Annotated in this window: 19 protein-coding genes; 3 read left to right on the top strand and 16 right to left on the bottom strand. The window is 41.9% G+C overall.

The annotated features are described in order from the left end of the window. Window positions 1-109: 109 nt before the first annotated feature. The 4 genes from ACIFSR_RS19020 to ACIFSR_RS19005 form a co-directional block, all read right to left on the bottom strand. Entirely contained in the window at window positions 110-2,503 is a 2,394-nt protein-coding gene (locus ACIFSR_RS19020) for a polyprenyl synthetase family protein (RefSeq protein WP_430059211.1), read from the bottom strand. 392 nt (window positions 2,504-2,895) lie between these two features. Then, the gene (locus ACIFSR_RS19015) at window positions 2,896-3,384 is read right to left on the bottom strand and encodes an SRPBCC family protein (RefSeq protein ID WP_339209281.1); all 489 of its coding nucleotides are present in this window, start codon (window positions 3,382-3,384) and stop codon (window positions 2,896-2,898) included. Window positions 3,385-3,490: 106 nt separating this feature from the next. After that, on the bottom strand, window positions 3,491-4,393 hold the full coding sequence (locus ACIFSR_RS19010) for an NAD(P)/FAD-dependent oxidoreductase (RefSeq protein ID WP_430059209.1): 903 nt from the start codon (window positions 4,391-4,393) through the stop codon (window positions 3,491-3,493). 175 nt (window positions 4,394-4,568) lie between these two features. Continuing rightward, entirely contained in the window at window positions 4,569-4,973 is a 405-nt protein-coding gene (locus ACIFSR_RS19005) for an Rrf2 family transcriptional regulator (RefSeq protein ID WP_339209283.1), read from the bottom strand. Between the two features lie 174 nt (window positions 4,974-5,147). Between ACIFSR_RS19005 and ACIFSR_RS19000 the strand changes: the two genes are divergently transcribed. Further along, window positions 5,148-5,600 (top strand): hypothetical protein, encoded by a 453-nt coding sequence (locus ACIFSR_RS19000; protein WP_430059206.1) that lies wholly within the window; start codon window positions 5,148-5,150, stop codon window positions 5,598-5,600. Between the two features lie 43 nt (window positions 5,601-5,643). Here ACIFSR_RS19000 and ACIFSR_RS18995 read toward each other — a convergent pair whose 3' ends face one another. The 7 genes from ACIFSR_RS18995 to ACIFSR_RS18965 all read right to left on the bottom strand — a co-directional run bounded on the left by ACIFSR_RS18995 (window position 5,644) and on the right by ACIFSR_RS18965 (window position 12,328). Further along, a complete protein-coding gene (locus ACIFSR_RS18995) occupies window positions 5,644-7,173 on the bottom strand; it encodes an MDR family MFS transporter (RefSeq protein WP_430059204.1) in 1,530 nt (509 codons plus the stop codon). A 518-nt stretch (window positions 7,174-7,691) separates the two neighbouring features. Further along, window positions 7,692-8,117 (bottom strand): arsenate reductase (thioredoxin), encoded by a 426-nt coding sequence (arsC, locus tag ACIFSR_RS18990; protein ID WP_339209285.1) that lies wholly within the window; start codon window positions 8,115-8,117, stop codon window positions 7,692-7,694. A 13-nt stretch (window positions 8,118-8,130) separates the two neighbouring features. Then, entirely contained in the window at window positions 8,131-9,567 is a 1,437-nt protein-coding gene (locus ACIFSR_RS18985; protein WP_339209286.1) for an arsenic transporter, read from the bottom strand. Continuing rightward, a complete protein-coding gene (locus tag ACIFSR_RS18980) occupies window positions 9,564-9,896 on the bottom strand; it encodes an ArsR/SmtB family transcription factor (protein ID WP_339209287.1) in 333 nt (110 codons plus the stop codon). The genes ACIFSR_RS18985 and ACIFSR_RS18980 overlap by 4 nt, the downstream gene beginning before the upstream one ends. A 242-nt stretch (window positions 9,897-10,138) precedes the next feature. Further along, window positions 10,139-11,488, bottom strand: coding sequence for an NAD(P)-binding domain-containing protein (locus ACIFSR_RS18975; protein ID WP_430059201.1), 1,350 nt, complete (start codon window positions 11,486-11,488; stop codon window positions 10,139-10,141). Between the two features lie 64 nt (window positions 11,489-11,552). Beyond that, window positions 11,553-11,999 (bottom strand): MarR family winged helix-turn-helix transcriptional regulator, encoded by a 447-nt coding sequence (locus ACIFSR_RS18970; RefSeq protein WP_339209291.1) that lies wholly within the window; start codon window positions 11,997-11,999, stop codon window positions 11,553-11,555. 194 nt (window positions 12,000-12,193) lie between these two features. Further along, window positions 12,194-12,328: a hypothetical protein gene (locus tag ACIFSR_RS18965; protein WP_256710766.1), complete on the bottom strand. Its 135-nt coding sequence runs from the start codon at window positions 12,326-12,328 to the stop codon at window positions 12,194-12,196. Between the two features lie 258 nt (window positions 12,329-12,586). Here ACIFSR_RS18965 and ACIFSR_RS18960 point away from each other — a divergent pair, with 258 nt between their 5' ends. Next, a complete protein-coding gene (locus ACIFSR_RS18960) occupies window positions 12,587-14,029 on the top strand; it encodes a PLP-dependent aminotransferase family protein (protein ID WP_339209608.1) in 1,443 nt (480 codons plus the stop codon). Between the two features lie 57 nt (window positions 14,030-14,086). Here the strand turns inward: ACIFSR_RS18960 and ACIFSR_RS18955 are convergent, their stop codons facing one another. Both ACIFSR_RS18955 and uvrA read right to left on the bottom strand, forming a co-directional pair. Further along, entirely contained in the window at window positions 14,087-14,731 is a 645-nt protein-coding gene (locus ACIFSR_RS18955; RefSeq protein WP_339209292.1) for a formylglycine-generating enzyme family protein, read from the bottom strand. A 211-nt stretch (window positions 14,732-14,942) separates the two neighbouring features. Then, window positions 14,943-17,447: an excinuclease ABC subunit UvrA gene (uvrA, locus tag ACIFSR_RS18950; RefSeq protein WP_430059198.1), complete on the bottom strand. Its 2,505-nt coding sequence runs from the start codon at window positions 17,445-17,447 to the stop codon at window positions 14,943-14,945. A 270-nt stretch (window positions 17,448-17,717) separates the two neighbouring features. Here uvrA and ACIFSR_RS18945 point away from each other — a divergent pair, with 270 nt between their 5' ends. Continuing rightward, window positions 17,718-18,155 (top strand): MarR family winged helix-turn-helix transcriptional regulator, encoded by a 438-nt coding sequence (locus tag ACIFSR_RS18945; protein ID WP_339209609.1) that lies wholly within the window; start codon window positions 17,718-17,720, stop codon window positions 18,153-18,155. A 115-nt stretch (window positions 18,156-18,270) separates the two neighbouring features. On the opposite strand, the gene ACIFSR_RS18940 is transcribed toward ACIFSR_RS18945, so the two are convergent. Genes ACIFSR_RS18940 through ACIFSR_RS18930 form a run of 3 tightly spaced genes read right to left on the bottom strand, consistent with a single transcriptional unit; the run spans window position 18,271 to window position 21,200 of the window. Next, the gene (locus tag ACIFSR_RS18940; RefSeq protein WP_430059196.1) at window positions 18,271-19,344 is read right to left on the bottom strand and encodes a Gfo/Idh/MocA family protein; all 1,074 of its coding nucleotides are present in this window, start codon (window positions 19,342-19,344) and stop codon (window positions 18,271-18,273) included. A gap of 4 nt (window positions 19,345-19,348) precedes the next feature. Next, the gene (locus ACIFSR_RS18935) at window positions 19,349-20,347 is read right to left on the bottom strand and encodes a Gfo/Idh/MocA family protein (protein ID WP_339209297.1); all 999 of its coding nucleotides are present in this window, start codon (window positions 20,345-20,347) and stop codon (window positions 19,349-19,351) included. 46 nt (window positions 20,348-20,393) lie between these two features. Further along, window positions 20,394-21,200: a phytanoyl-CoA dioxygenase family protein gene (locus ACIFSR_RS18930; RefSeq protein WP_339209298.1), complete on the bottom strand. Its 807-nt coding sequence runs from the start codon at window positions 21,198-21,200 to the stop codon at window positions 20,394-20,396. Between the last annotated feature and the right edge of the window lie 278 nt (window positions 21,201-21,478).

Raw genomic sequence — 21,478 nt, 5'->3', positions numbered from 1 at the left:
GCAGTCCAACAGTGACCATATGTCACCGATGGACTGCTGTTAGCTTATTCAAATTATTGCACTATCTAACATGATTGCTCGAATCTTCTTCAAGACGTACGAATGTAATTTAATAATCCCTGCTTATAATATAATTCAGAAGTTGCTTCAGAAAAGCTGGATTACGTGGCATCTCCTTCAATGCTTCCATTGCAAGGCAGAAGTGTTCCCACATCTCTTTTCTAGCTCCATCTAGACCAAGGATGGTTACAAAAGTCGAGTTGTTGTTCTCCACATCCTGGCCAATAGGTTTACCGAGTAAATTTAAATCTCCTTCCGAATCGAGCAAATCATCTTTAATTTGAAAGGCTATGCCCGCATGATAGGCGTATTTTTTTAAAATCGCAATTTCTGACGACTTTACCTGAGCGAGAATAGCAGGCATTACAAGTGAAGCTTCAAATGCAATTCCGGTTTTGTAAAAGCACATCATATTTAGCTGCTCCAATGTTAATGCTTTTCCTTTGGAATGCAAATCCATCGCCTGCCCCATGCACATATCTCCAGCTCTTTGGGACGAATATTGCATTAAAGCAAGCACGGTTTTAGGGTCAAACTGTTCAAGGGATGATTGCTCTTCAATCGCCTTCTGGGTAAGAAATAGGCCGGTTAATTCCGCGGTAGCACTATTATGCACCTGGTGCAGCGTAGGTCGCCCTCTGCGAGTAGAGGCATTATCCTGCGTTGGGAGATCATCGAAGATTAAAGACGCGGTATGCATATACTCTAATGATTTTAGAAGCGGCACGATCGCGGAAGCATGCAGTCCATACTCATTTATACCCATGACCCAAGCCAATATTGGCCGTAATCGTTTGCCATCTCCCTCAAGACTGTAGTTTGCAGCATCAATAAGCAGCTCTCTCATTGGAGGTATTTCATTACTTTTGTGAATCGGCAATAGATTGTTGATTTGCTCGCGAGCAGTTTTGACAGTTGAAAGGAATTGTTCCTTTTCACTGCGATTGCTTTTTAAAACCGTTACCATCTGATCCCGGAGCAGTTTATCGAAGAAATCCACATCATCTGCTTTTTGAACCACATGTTGGATAAGGCGATTAAAATGTGGATCTCCTGAAGCAAACACCGCCATAATTTCGTTGTATTTCTCAGTACCTATACGTTCTTTCAACCTTTTTAGACCATTGAAGGCACGATCAAGAATCACTTCTCGGGTTTTGGCATCGGAGTCGTATACGTTGTGAATTAAATAAGAGATGACGGACCAGTATAACTCAAAGGGATTGATTAGATCTGAGCGCTGCTCATGGTATTTGAAATAATAGGTATAGGGTGTTACCGCCCCGTCTTTCATATCATCAAACATATCTGCTAAATCATCTGCCAGCTGGTTATAAATGCCATAATAAAATGTTCGATTATCAAAGCCTTCGTCCAAAGGAGCACTAATGACAGAACGGACGATAAGCCTTGAAGATGAGGATTTTAAAATGATAGGCAGGTAAAGCTCTTTGTTAGAGTAATTTACATTCGATAGGTCCTTGACACGGTCCAAATCCTGAGAATGAAAAAACACGTAGGATTGCTCGAAAAAGGTTTGTTGTGTTTCAGGTCGCTGATATTTTTTAATATACTCAAAAGCGTCACTAAGCTCCGCGTGTACGTATTGGACAAATTTAAAGTTATTGCCGGACCATTCACCTAATTGTGGAACAGATCCGCTTAGAAGCGAAGTACGGATCATATTGGAATATTGTTCTTTCTCCTCTGCCTTTAGGACACCTGAATCAAGCAGATCGTCAATAAAAGGATAGGTTAGCCCATAGGAGTAACCAAGTCTGATGGCTTCGTCTAGTCTCCGGGCACGTTCAGCAGGCAATACTTGATCATCCATTTCTTCAATTACATGCAGCATTACGCCAATAATAATTTTGATCAGCTTGCGCACCGCATGCTCGGAATTCATTTCCTTTGGGATATTAGAGGAAACGGATTTCAGTTTATTTATTACCCAAATTATGCCGTTTTCTATGCCTTCCTTCTGAGCCCACCGATACAGCCCCGCCAAGGTCATAAAATCAGGCTGCTCTCCCCCGTTTGTTGTTGAGGGTTGAATAAAGTGGCTTTTGACGTCAGCAATCACTCGTTGAATTCTCATTTGTGTCTCTGGAGCATCTAAAGCTTTTCCTAAATCCCTCATATAAATATAGGAAACGCTTCGATCCAAATAATCATCAAGTTTTCCTGAATAATTCAGCCACCATATATATCTATGATAATCCCGAGAATCCGGTTTTTTCTTTCCTCTCGAAAAAAAGGATAACAATGAATAATGTTGGATATGGTTCTTTTTCCACAATTGAATATCTTCGGTTAGTGTGGTTACATAAGTTTTATTCTTCACTTGTTCGTTCAATGTTTCAAAATACTGGGCTGCCTTTTGCTCTGCAAGCTGGTACCAAGTATCTGCTTGAGCTGTATACTTATCATTCATACGACGCATAACCTCGACTTATAGTTAAAATAAAATGACTGGGAAATGTAATAAAATAACTGATTTGAAGCCCTAGTATAGTTTCCTGAAGTACATAAGACTAAAATATTATGTTTACTCACTTCCTCCGAGGAATTTGGAACGATATGCGTCGAGCAAATAAGTTATATTTTACACGATTGTTGGTGGTTCAACAATTTTTTGGTAAAAATATGTAGCGAGAATATCAAGTTGGACATGAAGTGCAAAGTACTGAGATACATTACGCAAAAAGGCTCGCCCCCGTTCCATTTGAGCCCTTCTAACAAAAAAACAACAAAGGTTAGGTTGATCATCAACAATGTGAGATCAAACTAACCTTTGTCGTTAAGAGTTTTTTTGTATCACTTTAACTAGTTGGTTTATACCATTAATAAGTAATCTGCCAGTTGATTAAACGTCACTTCATATCCTTCGCGAACCATATCTTGTGATGCTTCAAGCGTTTTGGCTTCCTCTTCAGTTGGAGATACTGCTTCCCCTTCCATAGTAAGAATGGTTTTGTCTCCATCTTCACTGAAAATAATAGTGACTGAAAATTCAAGAGGCCAATTAGCGTCAAAGGGTGCACGCACGGTGTTACCTTTCTCATCAGAAAAGGAATTGGTATATACAATTTTCTCAGGTGAATTAACTTCATGATAGATAAACTTGACCCACATCTCGGTTCCGTCTGGTGCGGTCTGTTTGTAATGAAATAAACCACCTGGGCGGAGATCGAATTTTTTAATATCAAAAGCCCATCCTTTTGGTCCCCACCAATTCAATAAATGTTCTGATTCTGAAAAAGCCTTAAAAACAAGGTCACGAGGAGCATTAAACGTATGAGTCATTTTAATTTTTGTAGTCATCTGAATCCTCCATTGCGAAACGAATGTTTTTCTTATATTTGCACACCTTGCCTCTATTTATTATTTACTGTGAGTCCTTTCGTATTGTGACTGCATTTATGTTTCGTTAAATGAAGTCTTCCTCTGCCAGCTCCAAGTTTACGCTCATCGCTATTCGACTGCCGTCTGCCGCTGCAAAAACCAATTGGGATGGCATGAAGTAGGAAGCATCACCAGCGATATAAAGACCGGGTATTGAGGTTTTCCCCTTTCCATCCGTTTGAATTCCTCCCAACTCCGTTTTATCACAGCCCAATTGTTCTCCGAACCGCGTGCTTGAAATAAACTTAGGAGTAACGAAACCACCAGCTCTTTCGATGGTAGTTCCATCTGAGAAACGAACATGCTCAAGCTTCCCATTTTGTCCGACGAATGCTGCAATGGGCTGCTCCATGATGACGATCCCGTTTCGTTGAAGCTGTTTTTTTTGTTCGTTAGACAGGGTTTCATTCCCGTTTGTACAGACAACTAAATCCTTGCTCCAATTGAGAAGCAGCTTCGCTGTATGAAAAACAGTCGGATATTCCGAAACAACGACAAGCGGCTGATCACGCAGCTCCCAGCCGTCGCAATATGGGCAATTAAACAAGCTTTTTCCATAAAGCGGGTAAAAGCCTTCGATCTCGGGAAATATTTCTTTTACTCCTGTTGCCAAGATCAATTTACGTGTATGAATGCGAAATCCAGATGAATCAATAAGCTCAAATCCGGCTTCAATTTTGCTGACAGAAATCACCTCAGCTTGCCTATGATCGACTGTTGGATAACTCAGCACCTCTTCATAAGTAATGCGACGAAACTCAGCAGGTGTAACGCCATCCCTTGTTATAAAGCCATGCGATGAATGAGTAACAGCATTTCTTGGACGATTGTTGTCGATCAAAGCAACGCTTCTCCTTGCCCTGCCAAGCATAAGTGCGGCATTTAACCCTGCTGGTCCTCCGCCAATAACGGCACAATCATAATTCATGCAGCTCATCTCCTACTAATGGGATATTAAAGACTCTTTATATCTATAATAATGCGAAAAAACGCTTATTATCATGTTTAAATACGATATTAAAGATTCGTTATGTCTACAATTGTATTAAAAAAGGATTTTATACGAAATTAATTGTACTTCTCCTTTTTCTGAAATAATGTTCTTAACCTTCAAGTTTGGTTTGTTTTTTTGCAATGTCAGCTAATTTCGTTTGTTTCAGATGTTGTTCCATCTTCTCTTCCGCTTCTTTCATTGCAGCTTGAATCAAGCATTCTTCACCATGAACAAAATCACATTCAAATAATGATGTTGTTCCTTCAATAGCGTGGATAATATCCAAAAACGTAATGTCGTCCTTTTTGCGTGATAGCCGGTAACCTCCGTTTGCCCCAGAAACGGATTCAATCATCCCTGCTTTGACGAGTCTCGTTAAAATTTTGGAAAGATAAGTAGGTGAAACGTTTTGGGATTCCGCCAGCTGCTTGACACCTATGGGCTTCAAATTAGAAGCTTCAACAAGCATGAGCATGGTGTGAAGTGCATAATTGGTTGCTTTGGAAAATTTCATGTTCTCACCTCAATTACAGACTTATTGTGTCTATAATACCTACGAAGTCGCTAATATGTCAAGTTGTGAAATATTATGATGTAACTAAATAGACTCTTGGTTATGTTATACTTTTTATGGATAAAAATTCATAAATACATTTTTCCTATAGATTAATTGACTAAGGAGACCAATATGAAAAAGCGCTATATGTTTGTTCCTGCATTATTTTTGTTTGTAATCGCTGGTGTTGTTGTTTTTACGATTTCTTCAAAACAAACGACGTTTAATAAGGTCATATCGGATCAATTAAATTTAAATCAAATTAGCACAATTGAGATTTTGAAATCAATAGATGATCCATTAGAGGAAAAAATAGTCGTTACTGATTTAGCTCAAATTGAACGCATCATGAATGTATTTTCTAACACAAAGCTTATAAAAGAGCATTTTTCAACGATCAATATCAATGAAACGTATTGGATAACGATAAAAACGAATGAGAATAGACAATTCGGCCTTACACTTTATGATTATCATTATCTAAATGTATTTAATTATAATGCTTCAAAAGATGCTGCTAATTCTTATAAAATAACGAATGAGCTTGACGCAAGCGTCATTAGAGATTTATTTGGAAAAGTTTAATGTACATAAGAAAAACCTCGCTACGAATAGCGAGGTTTATTTTTTAATGAGATGCTGAATATTCTTCTAGCTCGGAAGCTGGATCAAACTTCTCCTTGCTCATAGCAAAGGCAGCTAAAAGAGCAATGACGGATGGAATGATGGCCCAAGCAAAAGTATGAACGAGTGACGAGGACAGTGCTTCAGTTATTTTATCAAGAATCTGAGAAGGAATGCTCTCCCTTGTCTCAGGTGTCAAAATTTTACTTGGATCACTTAGATCAATGAACTCCGACGTTTGACCGCCGCTGCCGAACGATGAAGAAAGTTTATTTGCAAATAAGTGACTTTGAATAATGCCAAATACCGTAATTCCAAGCGTCATTCCCAGTTCCCGAGTGAAGCTAAGTGTAGAGCTTGCAGAGCCTCGCTGCCTAGCAGTAAATCCATGTATTGCGGAATTGCTTAGAACAGAAAACGATGAGCCGATGCCAAGACCAACTAAAATCATAAAGATTGTAACCGTAAATCGGGATGAATCGGGTGTTAAAGTAGTCAGTAGAGCCATGCCGCCCACTAGCAGAAACAATGTCGAAATCATAATGGAGCGATAACTAAACTTGGAGAGCAGAATACCGCCGCCAGCAGCAGTGACAACAGATCCGACCATCATAGGAAGCAACACGAGCCCCGAGTTTGTAGCTGAGCCTCCAAGTACCCCTTGAACGTAGATTGGGATGTAGACGGAAGCTGTTATAAATGCTGCGCCGCTAAAAATAGCCATTAAATTGCTCGTGGAATAAAGCCGATTTTTGAACATGCTGAAGGTGATAATCGGTTCTTCTGCGCGGCGTTCAATAAAGATAAACGTGACCAATAATACGACAAAAGCTAAAAACAAACCTATTATCGTAAAGGAGTCCCAATCGTATTTTTTACCTCCTAGCTCCAGCGCAAACATGAGACAAAGAATTGAGGTTACGAGCGTAATAGCGCCCATGTAGTCGATTTTTTGTTTAGAATGCTCAACAGACTCTTTGTAAAAATAAGCAATCATTACAAATGCAATAATTCCTATTGGTAAATTGATGTAGAAAATCCAGGACCAATGAACATAATCTGCAATATAAGCGCCAATTAGAGGTCCGAAAATGCTGGAAATACCATACGCAGCACCAAATAATCCGCCTATCTTCCCACGTTTTTCATGTGCGACCACATCAAACATAATTGTGAATGCAATGGGTACAAGTGCTCCGCCGCCAATACCCTGTATCGCACGATAAATACTTAGCTGTACAATAGATTCCGCTGTACCGCATAAAGCAGAACCGATCATGAATACGATAATTCCGAAAACAAAGAAACGCTTGCGGCCATACATATCAGATAACTTACCAAATATCGGCATGCCAGCCATCTCTGCGATCATATAAGCAGAGGTCACCCACATTAATTTGTCAAACCCGCCAAGATCCCCTACGATTGTCCCCATCGCTGTTGCTAATATGGTGTTATCCATTGATGCCATCAGTGTAGCCAGCAGAAGTGCTGCAATGATTACACCTACTTTATTTCCTTTTGCCATTTCCATTGTTTCTCGTTCCCTCCACTTTGTTCAATTGACAATGTAATTGCCACTCTTTTTGTTTATCTCGACGACAGATTGTCTTGATTAAATATAATTATAGTTATAAGTATCTTGATAATCGAGATAATATTATAGTAAGAGGAGCTTCATTTTTTGTCAAGCTATCAATAACTACCGTCAGTTGAATTTTATTGGATGGGAGATATCAGATTGGATTGGAGGGTCACAAGGTTTGAGGGGCACTGTACGATTGTTGTAATCACGATTAGAAAGGATGACAACATATGATTTCCTTCTTAACTTTATGTGCATGCTTCGTTGGCGGCATTATTTATATCTTATACGCAGGAGTAGGTATCATTAGAGATGATGAAATTCAGCAAGACCAAATAATTAGCAATTTTAAATGATAAAGAAGCAAGCCCTGAGGGCTTGCTTCTTTTGTAGTATAGTTATAAATGGCACAAAAACAGTTCCTAAATCCTCGAATATATTCGTAAGTACATAACTATTTCTGTTTATTACTTCCCTTCCTTCACAAACAACTCAATACGATTTTTTATCGAATCGCGGACCTCTGCGAATGTAGTATTGATTTCTTCTTCTGTACCTGTCGCTTTTGCGGGGTCGTCGAAGCCCCAATGCCATCTTTGCGCTTTGTCGTTACTTACAACCGGACAGTTATCGTTAGCATGACCGCAAAGCGTGATGATGTAATCTGCTTGTTTCAAAATTTCAGGATCAATGACATCCGAAGTGTGATTGGAGATATCGATGCCTGCTTCTTTCATGGTTTGAACCGCACGGGGATTCAAGCCATGAGCTTCTAGACCAGCACTCTTCACTTCATATTTGCCGCTGCCCATTGCCTTTAAAAATCCATCGGCGATTTGGCTTCTGCAAGAGTTTCCAGTACACAAAAAATAAACGAGTGGTTTGTTGTTCATTATTATCGTCCTCCTATATTCTCGAATTAACTTTTACTATCTCTTCTTGAAATTTCGTTTTGCCCATTTTCGAGCTAATCCAAGCATTTATCCATATGGCGATTAGAACCAATATTGCGGTAATTACAGCAATTAACACCCATACATTAATGCTTGTTGTATGGATGAAATGCAGCCACAAATACAACCCTGTTAATGTGATAAACAGCGTTGGGATCGTGAGAATGATACCCGTTTTAAAATAATTTCCCCATGTGATTTTTACACCCTTACGTGATAATACGTGCAGCCACAAAAGTGTCGCGAGCGATCCGATGGGTGTCATCTTAGGTCCCAAATTACTGCCGATAACGTTGGCATACACCAAAGATTCACGAATGACGCCTTGCGTTGCTGTTCCTTTTATGGCTAGTGCATCGATCATCACGGTTGGCATATTGTTCATGACCGAAGACAATATCGCAGCAAGGAATCCCATACCGATAGTGGAGATGAATAGTCCCTTGTCGGCGATGGCTTGAATGACTTTTCCTAGTTCATCTGTCAGTCCCACATTACGAAGTCCGTAAACAACCACGTACATGCCAATGGAGAAGATGACAACTGCCCAAGGAGCGCCCTTGACCAGCTTCCAAGTTTGAATAGCCGGGCTGCGGCGAGCAGCTAAAATAAACAAGATTGCAGCGACGCCTGCTATGACGGAAATTGGAACATGAATGTATTGAATTACTAGGTATGAGAGAAGTAACATAGCTAAGATTACCCACGAAATTTGGAACAGCTTCTTATCTTTTATGGCTTCAGACGGCTTCTTGAGCTGTTTTAAATCGTAGTGACCAGGGATGCTTTTACGGAAGAACAAAAACAAGACCAGAAGGCTTGCCAGCAGCGAAAAAAAGTTCGGAATAATCATCCGGCTAGCATACTCGATAAAGCCGATTCCAAAAAAATCAACGGAAACGATATTTACGAGGTTGCTGATTACAAAAGGGAGCGAAGTCGTATCTGCGATAAAACCGCTGGCCATAATGAAAGGCAAAATCATTTTCTGATCAAATTTGAGTGCACGCACCATCGCAAGCACAATAGGTGTTAATATAAGCGCGGCGCCGTCATTGGCAAAGAATGCCGATACTGCTGCACCAAGAAGAACAACATAAACAAACATAAGCTTTCCATTGCCTTGTGCGAGCCGCGCCATGTGAAGCGCCGCCCATTCAAAAAAGCCGATTTCATCTAAAAGAAGCGATATTACGATAATGGCTACAAAGGCAAGCGTAGCATTCCAAACAATACCCGTAACCGTACTAACATCAGCAAAGCTTACGACGCCAAACAAGAGAGCCAGAATAGCACCGGCAGCTGCCGACCAACCAATACTTAGTCCTTTTGGTTGCCAGATTACAAACGTGAGCGTAAGTAAAAAGATTAAAATGGCAATAAGTGTCATGCTTCCCCCTGTGTATCACAGCTGTTATTTTTTAAGCCTGCTATTTTTTCTTTCATGGAAGGCAGATATGGATACACGCACTGAACATAGGCTTCCGCATCCGGATTAAGGGAGTAATATACCCACTGCCCTTTTTTCTTTTCATTTAGAAGTCCGGCTGATTTTAGTTTTCGTAGATGCTGGCTGGCATTTGGCTGAGACATCCCGATAATGTCAGTGATATCACATACACATAGTTCCTTTTCTTTGAGCAGTGCTACGATGGTTAACCGCGTTTTATCGGCTAATAATTTATAAGCCTCGGCCATTTCCTGTATCTTTTGCTCCATATGAAGTACCTCCCTCTGTTTTATCCCGTTGGCTTCTTTTCATTTCATAATTATATAACTAATTACTTATATAATCAATGGCGAATATGATGAGATGTGAAAATTTCGAGTGTTTATAACCATTCATAGTCGCCCCTTCTTCCTAAATAAACAAAACAAAGGGCATTAGATTGAATAAATGCCCTTTGTTTTAGGTTGTTTGAAGTAGAACGTTGCTCATACTCTTGCTGAAATATCGTATATTATTTTTCCACTTGAACTGGTCCACAGCAACTGTCTCCGCCGCCGACACCAATGCTACAAACACCTGTCTCCGGCAATTCCAGCTCTACTTTACGAGCAGACTCCATATCCCCCACTAAACCGGCTACAATCGATCTAACTTGCTCATAGCCGGTTGTCATTAAGAAGGTCGGTGCTCTTCCATAGCTTTTGGCACCGACAATGTAAAAATCTTTCTCAGGTTGACGTAATTCGAGTTCACCATGAGGTCTAACTGTACCGCAGCTATGAACGTTTGGATCGATTAGTGGCGCTAACTCATATGCACTTTCAAGATTCGGGTCCGTCATCACTCTTACCTCACGGACAAATGATAAATCAGGACGTGAGCCCGTGTTGCATACGATCTCGTCAACACCGTCAATATAAGCTTTCTCTGATCCAACCGTACCGATAACATGAATTTTCCCGTTACTCTGTTTTAATTCATCAATATAAAACGAGGTCATCACTTTCAAAATTCCCGATTCAACTAATTTTTGAATTCGATTTCCGAGTTCTCCCCTTGCCGGTAATCCATCTAACTCACGTCCGCCATAAACATCCACAAGATGATGTTTTCGTATTGCCCATACAATTTCAGTCTCGTTTGTTTGCTTTTGAAGCTCGCCAAGTTCCAAAAGTGTATTAATGGCGGAATGACCACTTCCAACGACAAGGACTTTTTTTCCGCGGTAACGTTCTTCATCCTTTCCGAGCAAATCTGGGATGCCATAATATATTTGATTGCTAAGCGCTTTTTCTTCTAATAAGAACACACCATCCGAACGAAGCGGGTTTGGATTTGACCATGTACCTGTTGCATCAATAACCGCTCTTGCTTCAAAAAGATGTTGGCTGCCATTTTGGGTGGCGTGAATGGCAAAAGGCAGATCATCACGACCGTTCGTTTTGACTTTATTTAAACCCTTACGGCTAATGGCAGTCACCTTCGTATTCAAATGAATAGACGGACTTATTTCAGAGAGCTCTGACAGAGGCTTTAAATATTGTTCTACGAGTTCTTTCCCTGTTGGAATATCCGTATTTTTTGGTGCGATCCAGTTGGTCAAAAGCAACAATTGTTTAGCTGCTTTATCGATGTTATATTCCCATGGGGAAAAGAGTCTTACATGCTCCCATTTTTTAATATTTGCTCCGATATCGCAACCAGCTTCTAAAAGTAAAAATGACTCTCCTTTTAAACTTAAATGTGCAGCTGCCGCAAGACCTACCGGTCCAGCTCCTATAATTGCAATTGGCAAATTGCTTTTTTCGTTGTCATGTACCTCACAGCAGCTAATTTGGTTAACAAGAATACTTTTCATCATTTTATTTCCTCCTCGATATTATTTGCAAATTGCAAGTATTAATGATTTTTAAAGGGATAAATAATTATCCCAGTGTTGTACAACATACTTTCGATTTTGCCATGCTGTCGTTAAGCAATTTTATCGAGTTTATGACCATGTCTTGTTCAAATTCAGACATATGCGAAAAGACCTCTTTTAAATAGTCATTCATTTGGCCATCAATGACTGTTGAAATGTACTTGCCTTCAGTCGTTAACGTTAAAATATTGATTCTCCGGTCTTCAGGAAGTTGTGTTTTCTTCACCAATCCTAACTTCACAAGGCTTTGAACTTGGCGGCTAAACGTCGTGATGTCTATGGATAGTGAATCCGCCACCTGCTGAATAGATGGATTATGTTTTCGATCGATCTCATAAATAATATGGCTTTGAATTAATGAGATACCCACTCCGCCCGCTGTGCAACAATTTTTATCCAGAAGCCCAAACCGGCGAGTCATTATTTGAAACATCTCTCTTGTGTTCTCCACTTGTTTCACCTCTTGATCTATTTATAGCGCAATTATTTGCAAAATGCAAGTAATGATTGATTATATACCCTTTCACTTTTTATCTTAAGAAAATACGCAGATGAACGCAAAAAAACCAGTAACAACAAAGCTTTTGTCGTTACTGATTTCCATTTCCTGAGCTATTTGTTGTTGTAACTCACACTCTTTTTTGTTTAATTATTTAGGTTGCTGTCATCATGATCTTCCCAACGTCTTGAATACGCTTTGTTCGTGATCCAGAATGTAATCCATGAAAGAATGGCTACGATTATAAAAGATACGATCCATACGCCGATAGGTACTTGCATATGATTTCCCCCTATATGTTAGCAGTATATTTTTGATCCCTAATACGTGCAGTTCATTGAAATGTGAATTAACGTTTATCATAAAATAAAAAGCGAAAAAACGAACCATCCAAATCGGATGAATTACTACCATCCAATTCGATTGGTTTTCATTTAACTGTCATAGTTAGGTTGAAAACATCCTCTTTCAGTTTGAAAATCAGTGGTATGATAATCATGACTATAATGTTTTATTTACAAGCAAGGGATGTGAACCTGATGTGGGAACTTGAGAGGAAAAGTAAAATTCCTATATATAAACAAATTACCGATCATCTAGAAAGACGGATTTCCTACGGTGAATTCCCTCCTGGCAGCTTGCTTCCATCGGAGAGAAAATTGGCTGAACAACTGGGCGTCAACCGCAGTACAGTCATTTTGGCTTTTGCCGAGCTTCGATCGATGGGGATTATTGAAAGTCAGACAGGCAGTGGAACGCGTGTATCCAAAACAAAATGGGGAGCCACTCCGAGGCACACGCCAAATTGGAGTCGGTACGCTGAAGGCGGCAGCTTTCTACCTAACTTACCCTTTATGCGAAGAATTCGTGAAGCGCTCAATCAAAACCCCTCTCTCATCGATTTTGCTAGCGGCGAGCTGTCGGCTGATTTGGCTCCTAATGATGAAATTACAACGTTGATGAGTGAGAATAAATACACTTCATATTTGGGTTATGATAATCCTCAAGGGTATATTCCGCTTAGACAAGCGTTGGTATCCTATCTTGATCAACATCGAGGTATTAAGACAACGGAATCATCGATTTTGATCACATCGGGATCTCAGCAATCGTTATATTTAATAACCCAGTGTTTGTTGTCGCCTGGCGACGCAGTTGCGATTGAAGATCCTTCCTACTGCTATTCTCTGCCTATGTTTCAATCAGCGGGGCTTAGATTGTTCCGTCTTCCTGTTGACAGTCAAGGGGTATGTCCAGAGGACATTCGAGCCTTATACAAAAAACATCGGATCAAAATGGTGTTCATGAACCCGAACTATCAGAACCCAACAGGTACAGTGTTCGGTGCTGAACGTCGCAAACAGCTGCTTGACGTTGCAAGCGAGTTGGCGCTGCCTATTGTCGAGGATGATCCATTTAGCTTAACGGACTATGAAGGTTCACCGCCTTCACCGCTGAAATCAATGGATTCAATTGGGTCTGTCCTCTATATCGGTTCTTTTTCCAAAATAGCTGCATCTGGCATGCGAATTGGTTGGATGGTTGCCCCTAACTCCATTGTGGAAAGGCTTGCTGACGCAAGGCAGCAAATGGATTTTGGACTTAGCGTTATACCGCAGCAGGTAGCGGCACAATTTTTGAAGTCCAATTATTTTGAACCTCATCTTGACCGCTTGCGAATGCAGCTCCAATATAAACGAGATTTACTTATTGAAGCATTGCAGAAGGAACTTCCAGGATTGGTTACGTTCACTGCCCCACAAGGTGGTCTTCATCTATGGTGTAAGCTAGTTCCGGATGTTCACGATGGAAAGCTGCTGGAGGAATCCATAAAAAGAGGGATTGTTTTTGTTCCTGGAAGTGTGTACGGATCGGATTCTGGTTTCGTAAGATTTACTTTTGCTCGAGCAAAAGAAGCTGAAATTGGTTTAGGAATCTCCAAATTTGCAGATGCGCTGCGTGAGCTTATGAATTGCAAATAGCTTAATAGGAATTAGAAATAACCGCGGAGGTATACCTCCGCGGTTATTATCAACTCGTTAACATGATTTGGCAAGGCGAAACCCAAGGTCGTCAATACAAAATGACGGATGACTGCGACGACGACAAGTGGCTCCGCAGCCTCTCGCTTCTTCAGCCCAGCTGCCGCCCCGAAAAATGCGATATGAGCCATATACCTGCTCATCATATAAATCCCAGCACCATTCCCATACGTTTCCTAACATATCATATAAGCCCCATGCGTTGGGTTCTTTTTTACCTACTTCGTGAATGCTGTCTCCCGAATTTCCATTGTACCAAGCGATTTTATCGATCTCTCCGTATTGATAGCCAGCTGTTCCTGCTTTACACGCATATTGCCATTCCGCCTCTGTCGGAAGGCGATAGCCATTAGATTCCCAATCACATTCAACATGATCTCCATCCTGACTGAATGAATAACACTCCGTTAATCCTGCATTCAGGGACAATAAATTACAAAAATAGATGGCTTCATTCCAAGAGATATTGACCACTGGTTTTTGATCACTACTCAAAGAAAGAGGAGATTTTTTGGTTACAGCTAAATACAATTCCATCGTTACGGGATAAGGTGAAAGATAAAAGGGTTTAATTTCAGACTTCCATTTTCGCTTCGTCCGGTCATCTCTTAATTCAATTTCTCCAGCTGGAATGCTTGCCATTGGATATTCATTATGTTTATTTAGAGCATTAGAAACGGCGATCTCCTCCTTTGTTTACATGTTGCACTACTGTAATTTACCATAAATTAGTGATTCGTTATAAAAGAAATTGAATTTTCCTCTCCATTTGGAATACTTGACAAAAAAGGTACTGCCAGTATGACAGTACCTGCACTACGTATTGATTTAGCGATAGATTGGCAAGCTATAATTACTGCCTTTTAGCCAACATTTCCTTTAAGAACATACCCGTATAGGACTCTGCTACTTCCGCTACACGTTCAGGAGTGCCTTCTGCTACTAATGTGCCGCCGGCTGCGCCCCCTTCTGGGCCGATATCGATAACCCAATCGGATTCTCGTATCAGTTCCAGACTATGCTCAACAACGATGACCGTATTGCCTGTATCAACCAGCTTACTGAGTAAAGTATGGAGCTGCTTAATGTCAGATGGATGGAGGCCTGTCGTCGGTTCATCCAGCAGGTAGAGCGTATGGTTTTTGGAAGGCTTGCTCAGCTCTTTCGCCAGTCTGATCCGCTGTCCTTCGCCGCCAGATAACGTTTTGACCGATTGACCCCATTTCAAGTAGCCTAGTCCGACTTCACAAAGCATCTCGATTATACCTGTTATTTTAGTTTCTTTTTTGAGAATAGCTAGGCTTTCCTGTACAGACATATTCAGCAAATCCGATATAGAGCATCCTTCATACTGAACCTGCAAAACCTCATCCGTAAATCGTTTTCCTTTGCAGTCAGGACATTTTACCTCCAGATCAGGCAGGAAGTTCATATCAACGGAAAGCACGCCTAACCCCTGACATGTCTCACATCGGCCACCAGAAGTGTTAAATGAGAAATGTTTGGTTGTCAGTTTTCTTTTTTTAGCTTCTGGCAAACCAGCGAACAACTGGCGCAGCTGCGTAAACACATCTGTATATGTTGCTACGTTGGAGCGCTGCACTCTTCCCATGGGTGTCTGGTCAAATATAACGACATTGCCGACATGCTCTAAGCCCGTAATTTCCTTGCACCCTATTCGCTCCAACTCCTTCTGACTTCCTTGTGCAAGGATATCAAAAACTAGCGTGGATTTGCCGGAGCCAGATACACCAGTAACGGAAACGAGACAGCCAAGCGGGAAGGCTACAGTTGGAATTTCAACATTACGGAGTTTAGCCTGCTCGATTGTAATAAATTGACCGTTGCCTGTCCTGCGAACGCGTACAGGAGTTGAGCCATTCTCTTCTCTCAAATAAGCGCCTGTAACCGAAAGCGTACTCGACATTAGATCCTCCAGACTTCCTTCGCCTACGACGGTTCCACCGTGCAACCCAGCGCCAGGACCTATATCGATGATATGGTCTGCTGCACGCATCATTTCAACATCGTGCTCGATTACGAGTACTGTATTGCCTAAATCACGAAGCTGCTGAAGTACTCGTATGAGACCGGATGTATCACGGGGATGGAGACCCGTGGTCGGTTCATCCAAAATATAAAGTACTCCGGTGAGGCCAGAACCGAGCAGCGATGCGAGCCGCAGCCGCTGTGCTTCGCCGCCGGATAGCGAAACGGTTTGCCGATTCAGGGAAAGATAACCTAGGCCAACATCAATGATTCGTTTTAGCCTAGTAGGCATATCGTGCAGAATGGGTTTGAGCAGATAATGACCTTCAGGCGGAAGCGTCTCTTGTAATTCCTCGGTCCACTTAAATACATCACTGAGCGACCATTCCGATACGTCTGAGATGGTTGAGCCAGCTACTTGAACGAGACGAACCTCTTTCTTAAGGCGTGCGCCTAGGCATTCCGGGCAAAGCTGTTCATGAAAAAAACTTCCCTCTTTTTCCGCAGTGCCTGTTTCTCCTTCTTTTTCTTTGTAACGCCGCCATAAACCAGGGATGACCCCTTCGAATTTTGTACCTTGGACAGGCTTCACATTTGGATAATGCCGCTTGAAGGCTTCACTCTCGACACCATAATATAACAAATCGCGCTGTATCTCTCCGAAATCCTTTAAAGGCTGATCCGGATCAAATGCAAAGCCGTAATGCTTTCCTGCCGCCATCAAAATACGAATTTGAATATCGCGATGAACCCCGTTCAAAGAAGCCACTCCCCCATCGCGCAAACTGAGCTCCGAATTGAAAACGGCTGCTTCATTAATGCTTGCCACATGTCCAAGCCCACTGCAAGCTCCGCAGGCTCCTTCTGGCTTGTTGAAGGAAAAGTGCGACATTCCTAGCTGCTCAAGCGCTGCTCCGCAGTGAGGACATCCTATCATTTGATGATCCATTTCCTCATCTTCATCAGCCATTGCACCTTTGGGCTCAAATGAAGGAGCAATGTGACCGCTGCAAGCTAGGCAAATCCTCTCCCCTAGTCGCGAGAAGATAAACCTTACAAACGTATAGATATCGGTTACTGTTCCGACTGTTGAGCGTGGATTTCGATTGGTAACATGCTGTCCAACGCTGATGGAAGGTGACAATCCTTCGATAGACTCAACCTTCGGCTTCCCTATCGAATCCGAGGTCATGCCCATGGAATCCAAATACTGCCTTTGGCACTCTCTTTGAAGTGTATCCATAGCCAAAGTTGATTTGCCAGATCCTGATGGACCTGTAAGAACGACCAGCTTGTACTTGGGAATTGAAAGGGAAACATTTTTCAGGTTGTTTTCACGTGCACCTTTAATAAAAATGGTATCTTTCATAAAAATCCTCCTCATAATAAATAATTATTCTATGTCTTAAAGCATTTCGATCTCAAATATGGGTTAAAATTGTTTAGCCATCATGACTAAAGTTTTTGCAAAGTACGAATGATTTCGATAGAATGAACTTGATTATATTCATTTCATCTAATATCTTTATAACAAAGTATCTCGATAACTGAGATACCCATATCTTAAAAGGAGGTTTGTCCTTTGTCAAGCGAGCAACAAGTGCAAGCGACCGATAAGCAGGAACAATTCGTCGCACGTATGCGCGGACTAGGAAGCCGAACAGTTTTGTACCAACAAAATGTAGCTGGTGCTCTCGGCTTATATAATAATGATTTTTTATCTGTGGATATTTTGCGTGAAAAAGGTCCGATCACAGCCGGTGAGTTGTCCAAACTAACTGGCCTTGCTACAGGAAGTGTGACAGCATTAATTGACCGCCTTGAAAAATTCGGTTACGTACGCAGGCAAAACGATCCCAATGACCGTCGCAAAGTGATTATTGTTCCCCTCTATGAAGAAAAAGAAGACGTCAGCAATACGTATATTCCACTTCATAACGAGATGGTGAAGCTGGCTTCTTCCTATACAGATGCAGAGCTGGAACTAATTACACAGTTTTTAGAAAAAGCCAGCAAAGTACTCGATAATCAAATTGATCGCCTCAGCTCTGCAAAAAGCACTAAATCTTCATCTTAAATATAGGGTACATCAATTGAAAAGGACGATATCCAGAAGTCTAATGACCTCAGGATACCGTCCTTTATTGTAATTCATATGATTATCCGTCTCTTACTTGTGACATGAGCTGCCTTTAATCGAAGTAGATCGTTTTGCCGGTTTCGGCTGATAAGTATACCGCTTCCAGAATTGCCGATACCACCATCGCCTCTTCAGGCTTAACGAGCGGATCGGTATCGTTAACAATACTGCTGATCCACTGCTTGGCTTCATACTCGAAATCAGTCAGGTTTTCTCCACGGAATTGCTCTCTCTCGGTTGCTTTGACGTCGATGACGTTTAGAAATAAGCTGCCGTCCCTCTCACCGTTAATGCGCAGACCATCGTGAAAATCAGCGCCGCCCTTCGTACCGCACAAATATGATCCTTCAGATTTGGCGATATTAAGTGCCCAGCTGGTTTCAATTGAAACGACAGCACCGTTTTTGAATTTTACATAACCAAAAGCGGAATCTTCTACTTCAAACTGCTCTGGGTCCCATGATCCCCATTCATTAGCTGCATTTTCAGTATCCTTCAGCTTCTGGAACACACTGCCTACTACACTGTGAGGTTCATAATTGTTCATCAGCCAGAGGATGAGATCCAGTGAATGGGTGCCAATATCGATCAAAGGTCCGCCGCCTTGCTTCTCTTTATCCAGAAATACTCCCCATGTAGGAACGCCTCTACGCCTTGTTGCAACCGCTTTGGCATAATAGATCTCGCCAAGCTCATCATTCTCGATCATTTTTTTTAACAGCAACGACTGAGCTTTGCTGCGGTTCTGGTAGCCAACGGTCAGCTTTTTACCGGTTCTAACATGAGCTTCGTACATCGCTTTCGCTTCGGCACTGGTCTTGGCCATCGGCTTCTCACACATAACGTGTTTGCCTGCTTCCATGGCATCGATTGAAATGACAGCATGCGAAATATTTGGCGTCAATACATGAATGACTTCAATATCCTCCATGGCTAATAACTGCTTATAATCGGTAAAAACCTTTGCGCCGGGAACTCCATACTGCTCAGCTGCTTCGCGTGCTCTTTCTTCGATCAGATCGCAGAATGCGACCATCTCTACATTACCCACCTTGGCTAAGCTTGGCATATGTTTGCCGCCAGCAATCATACCGCATCCGATAATACCTACCTTTACTGTTCGCATCTCATTAATTTCCTCCTTGCCGTTTAAAATCTACGGTTCTTCTCTCGCGATGTGCGATATATGCCGTTTCAAGAAGTTCCGTCAGCTTTGTTCCGTCCTCGAGTCCAAATGGCATCGGCTTGTCGTTCAGAATGCCATCCACCCATTGTGTTAGTGGAAGCGGCTGCTCCTTTGGAAGCTGTCGAGGTGAAATCCAGCCTTGGAGCGGTGAATCGGTATGTTTGGAAGCAAATTTAACATCTTCCCCGGAAATGATCAGTGTCCCTTCAGTACCGTATAGTTCAAACGCAGAAGGCGTCGAGTAAGTAACGAGGCTAGTTTCCAGCAGCGCAACCGCGTTGTTAGCAAACTCAATCGAGCATTGTGCATTATCTTCAACAGCCCGGCCCGTAAAATAATTAAACATGGATGTAATTCGTCTCGGCTCACCAAGCAGCCAGCTTGCCAAATACATCGGATGGCAACCAAGATCCATCATAGCTCCGCCGCCTGCCTGTTTCTCATCGTACCAGTATTCAGGCAGCCAATTGTTTAATGCTCCGTCGTGACCATTTCGGATTCGCAGCAGCGTAATGGCACCAAGCAGCCCATCATCCAGAAGCTGTTTAGCGAATATATGGTGAGGCCTTGTTCGAGCGGGAAAAGAGATACAAAACTTCACGCCGGATTTTTGTACAGCAGCCGTAATTTTGTCGCATTCGGCTACCGTAAGCGCCATCGATTTCTCTGTGAAAATATGTTTTCCAGCTTGCGCAGCAGCAACCATGACTTCCGCGTGCATGCTGGTAGGGGCATCGATGACAACAGCATCTACATCTGCCCTTTGAAGCAGCGTATCTAAATCAGATTCAAAAGCAGCTCCGAGCTCCGCTGCCCACGTTCGCCCTCTCTCCGTTATTTCATCCCAAACTGCTGTTATGTTTACGTTTCCAAGTGATTGCAGGTGTTTGGCATACCCATCAGCATGAACATGCCATTTGCTAATCATCGCTACATTTAACATTCGAAAATCCCTCCATTATTCAAATATTTGCTTAAGCTACGCATTACTAATCTTTAAATGCCGTTGCGGGGTACCCGGCGCCAAATGGCGCGTCTGGCCGCTCATATTCCCCTGCTAAATAACGGCGCATAGGCGTTGTACGCTCCAAATAGTCCTTGTTGTTTGCAAAGCGATCGGAGAATCGAACCCAAGGCGGACTATAAATATAATGTGCGGTATAACGGTCGTAATCTCCGTCATGATAATATGTACGATGCCAAACCGCGTTATGGAAGAGCAATACAGATCCGGCAGGTGCGCAAATGACATGTCCTACTGGCAAATCACCTTTATCGCGGCGGATGTCTGCCGGGAGTGGAACTTGGGCTCTATGGCTGCCTGGAATCATCTCCATGTTGCCCATCCTAGGCAGCGATTGGTCAGTAAGCAAATAGGAAGCGCGCAGCTGCAGCAGAGGAATGGGATAAGCTAGTTGATTAAAATCGTAAGCTCCTGAGCCATCCTGATGCCAGCCGCCTGCTCCTCCAAATGCCGGCTGCTTCGTGCACCAAGCGGATTGAAGAATAAAACGATCGCCATATAATGCTCTCACTTTTGGGAGTACCGCAGGGTGATCAATCAACTGGTCCAGCGTAGGTTCACTTTCAAATCCTCGGCCAACCTGAGCCCATCCGGTTGTCCCTTCTCTCTCATGCAGGCGAATAGATGCCTCCAGGCATTGCTGTGCTTGGTCAGCGGTTAATACATTAGGAATGATCAAATAACCCCAAGACTCGAACATGAAACGGTCAAGCTCTGTGAATTCACCAGGTTGCGAAATGGCATTAAGTCCTTGACTGTGCTCGGCATTCATGCGATAACCTCCTGCTTTCTGGAGTGAATTGCTTCTTTTATATATAAAATATGAACGGTAATTCATTTAATGCATAGAATGCTTGGATTATTCCGATTATTTTTATTTAAATCATGAACATTTTGGTTAACTATTCGCTTTGTGTTATCTAAATAACGACGTTATCAACTAATTGCTCATATAATTGTTTGTTTTTCACATTCATTTTCTAAAATCGTATATATTTAATATGTATTTTTAGATTCCTCATTTTCGTTGTATAGCTTTGATAAACATAA

The sequence above is a fragment of the Paenibacillus sp. NRS-1760 genome, from assembly GCF_050467785.1.
Lineage (GTDB): Bacteria > Bacillota > Bacilli > Paenibacillales > Paenibacillaceae > Pristimantibacillus.
This window is presented reverse-complemented; position numbering and strand designations above follow the sequence as displayed.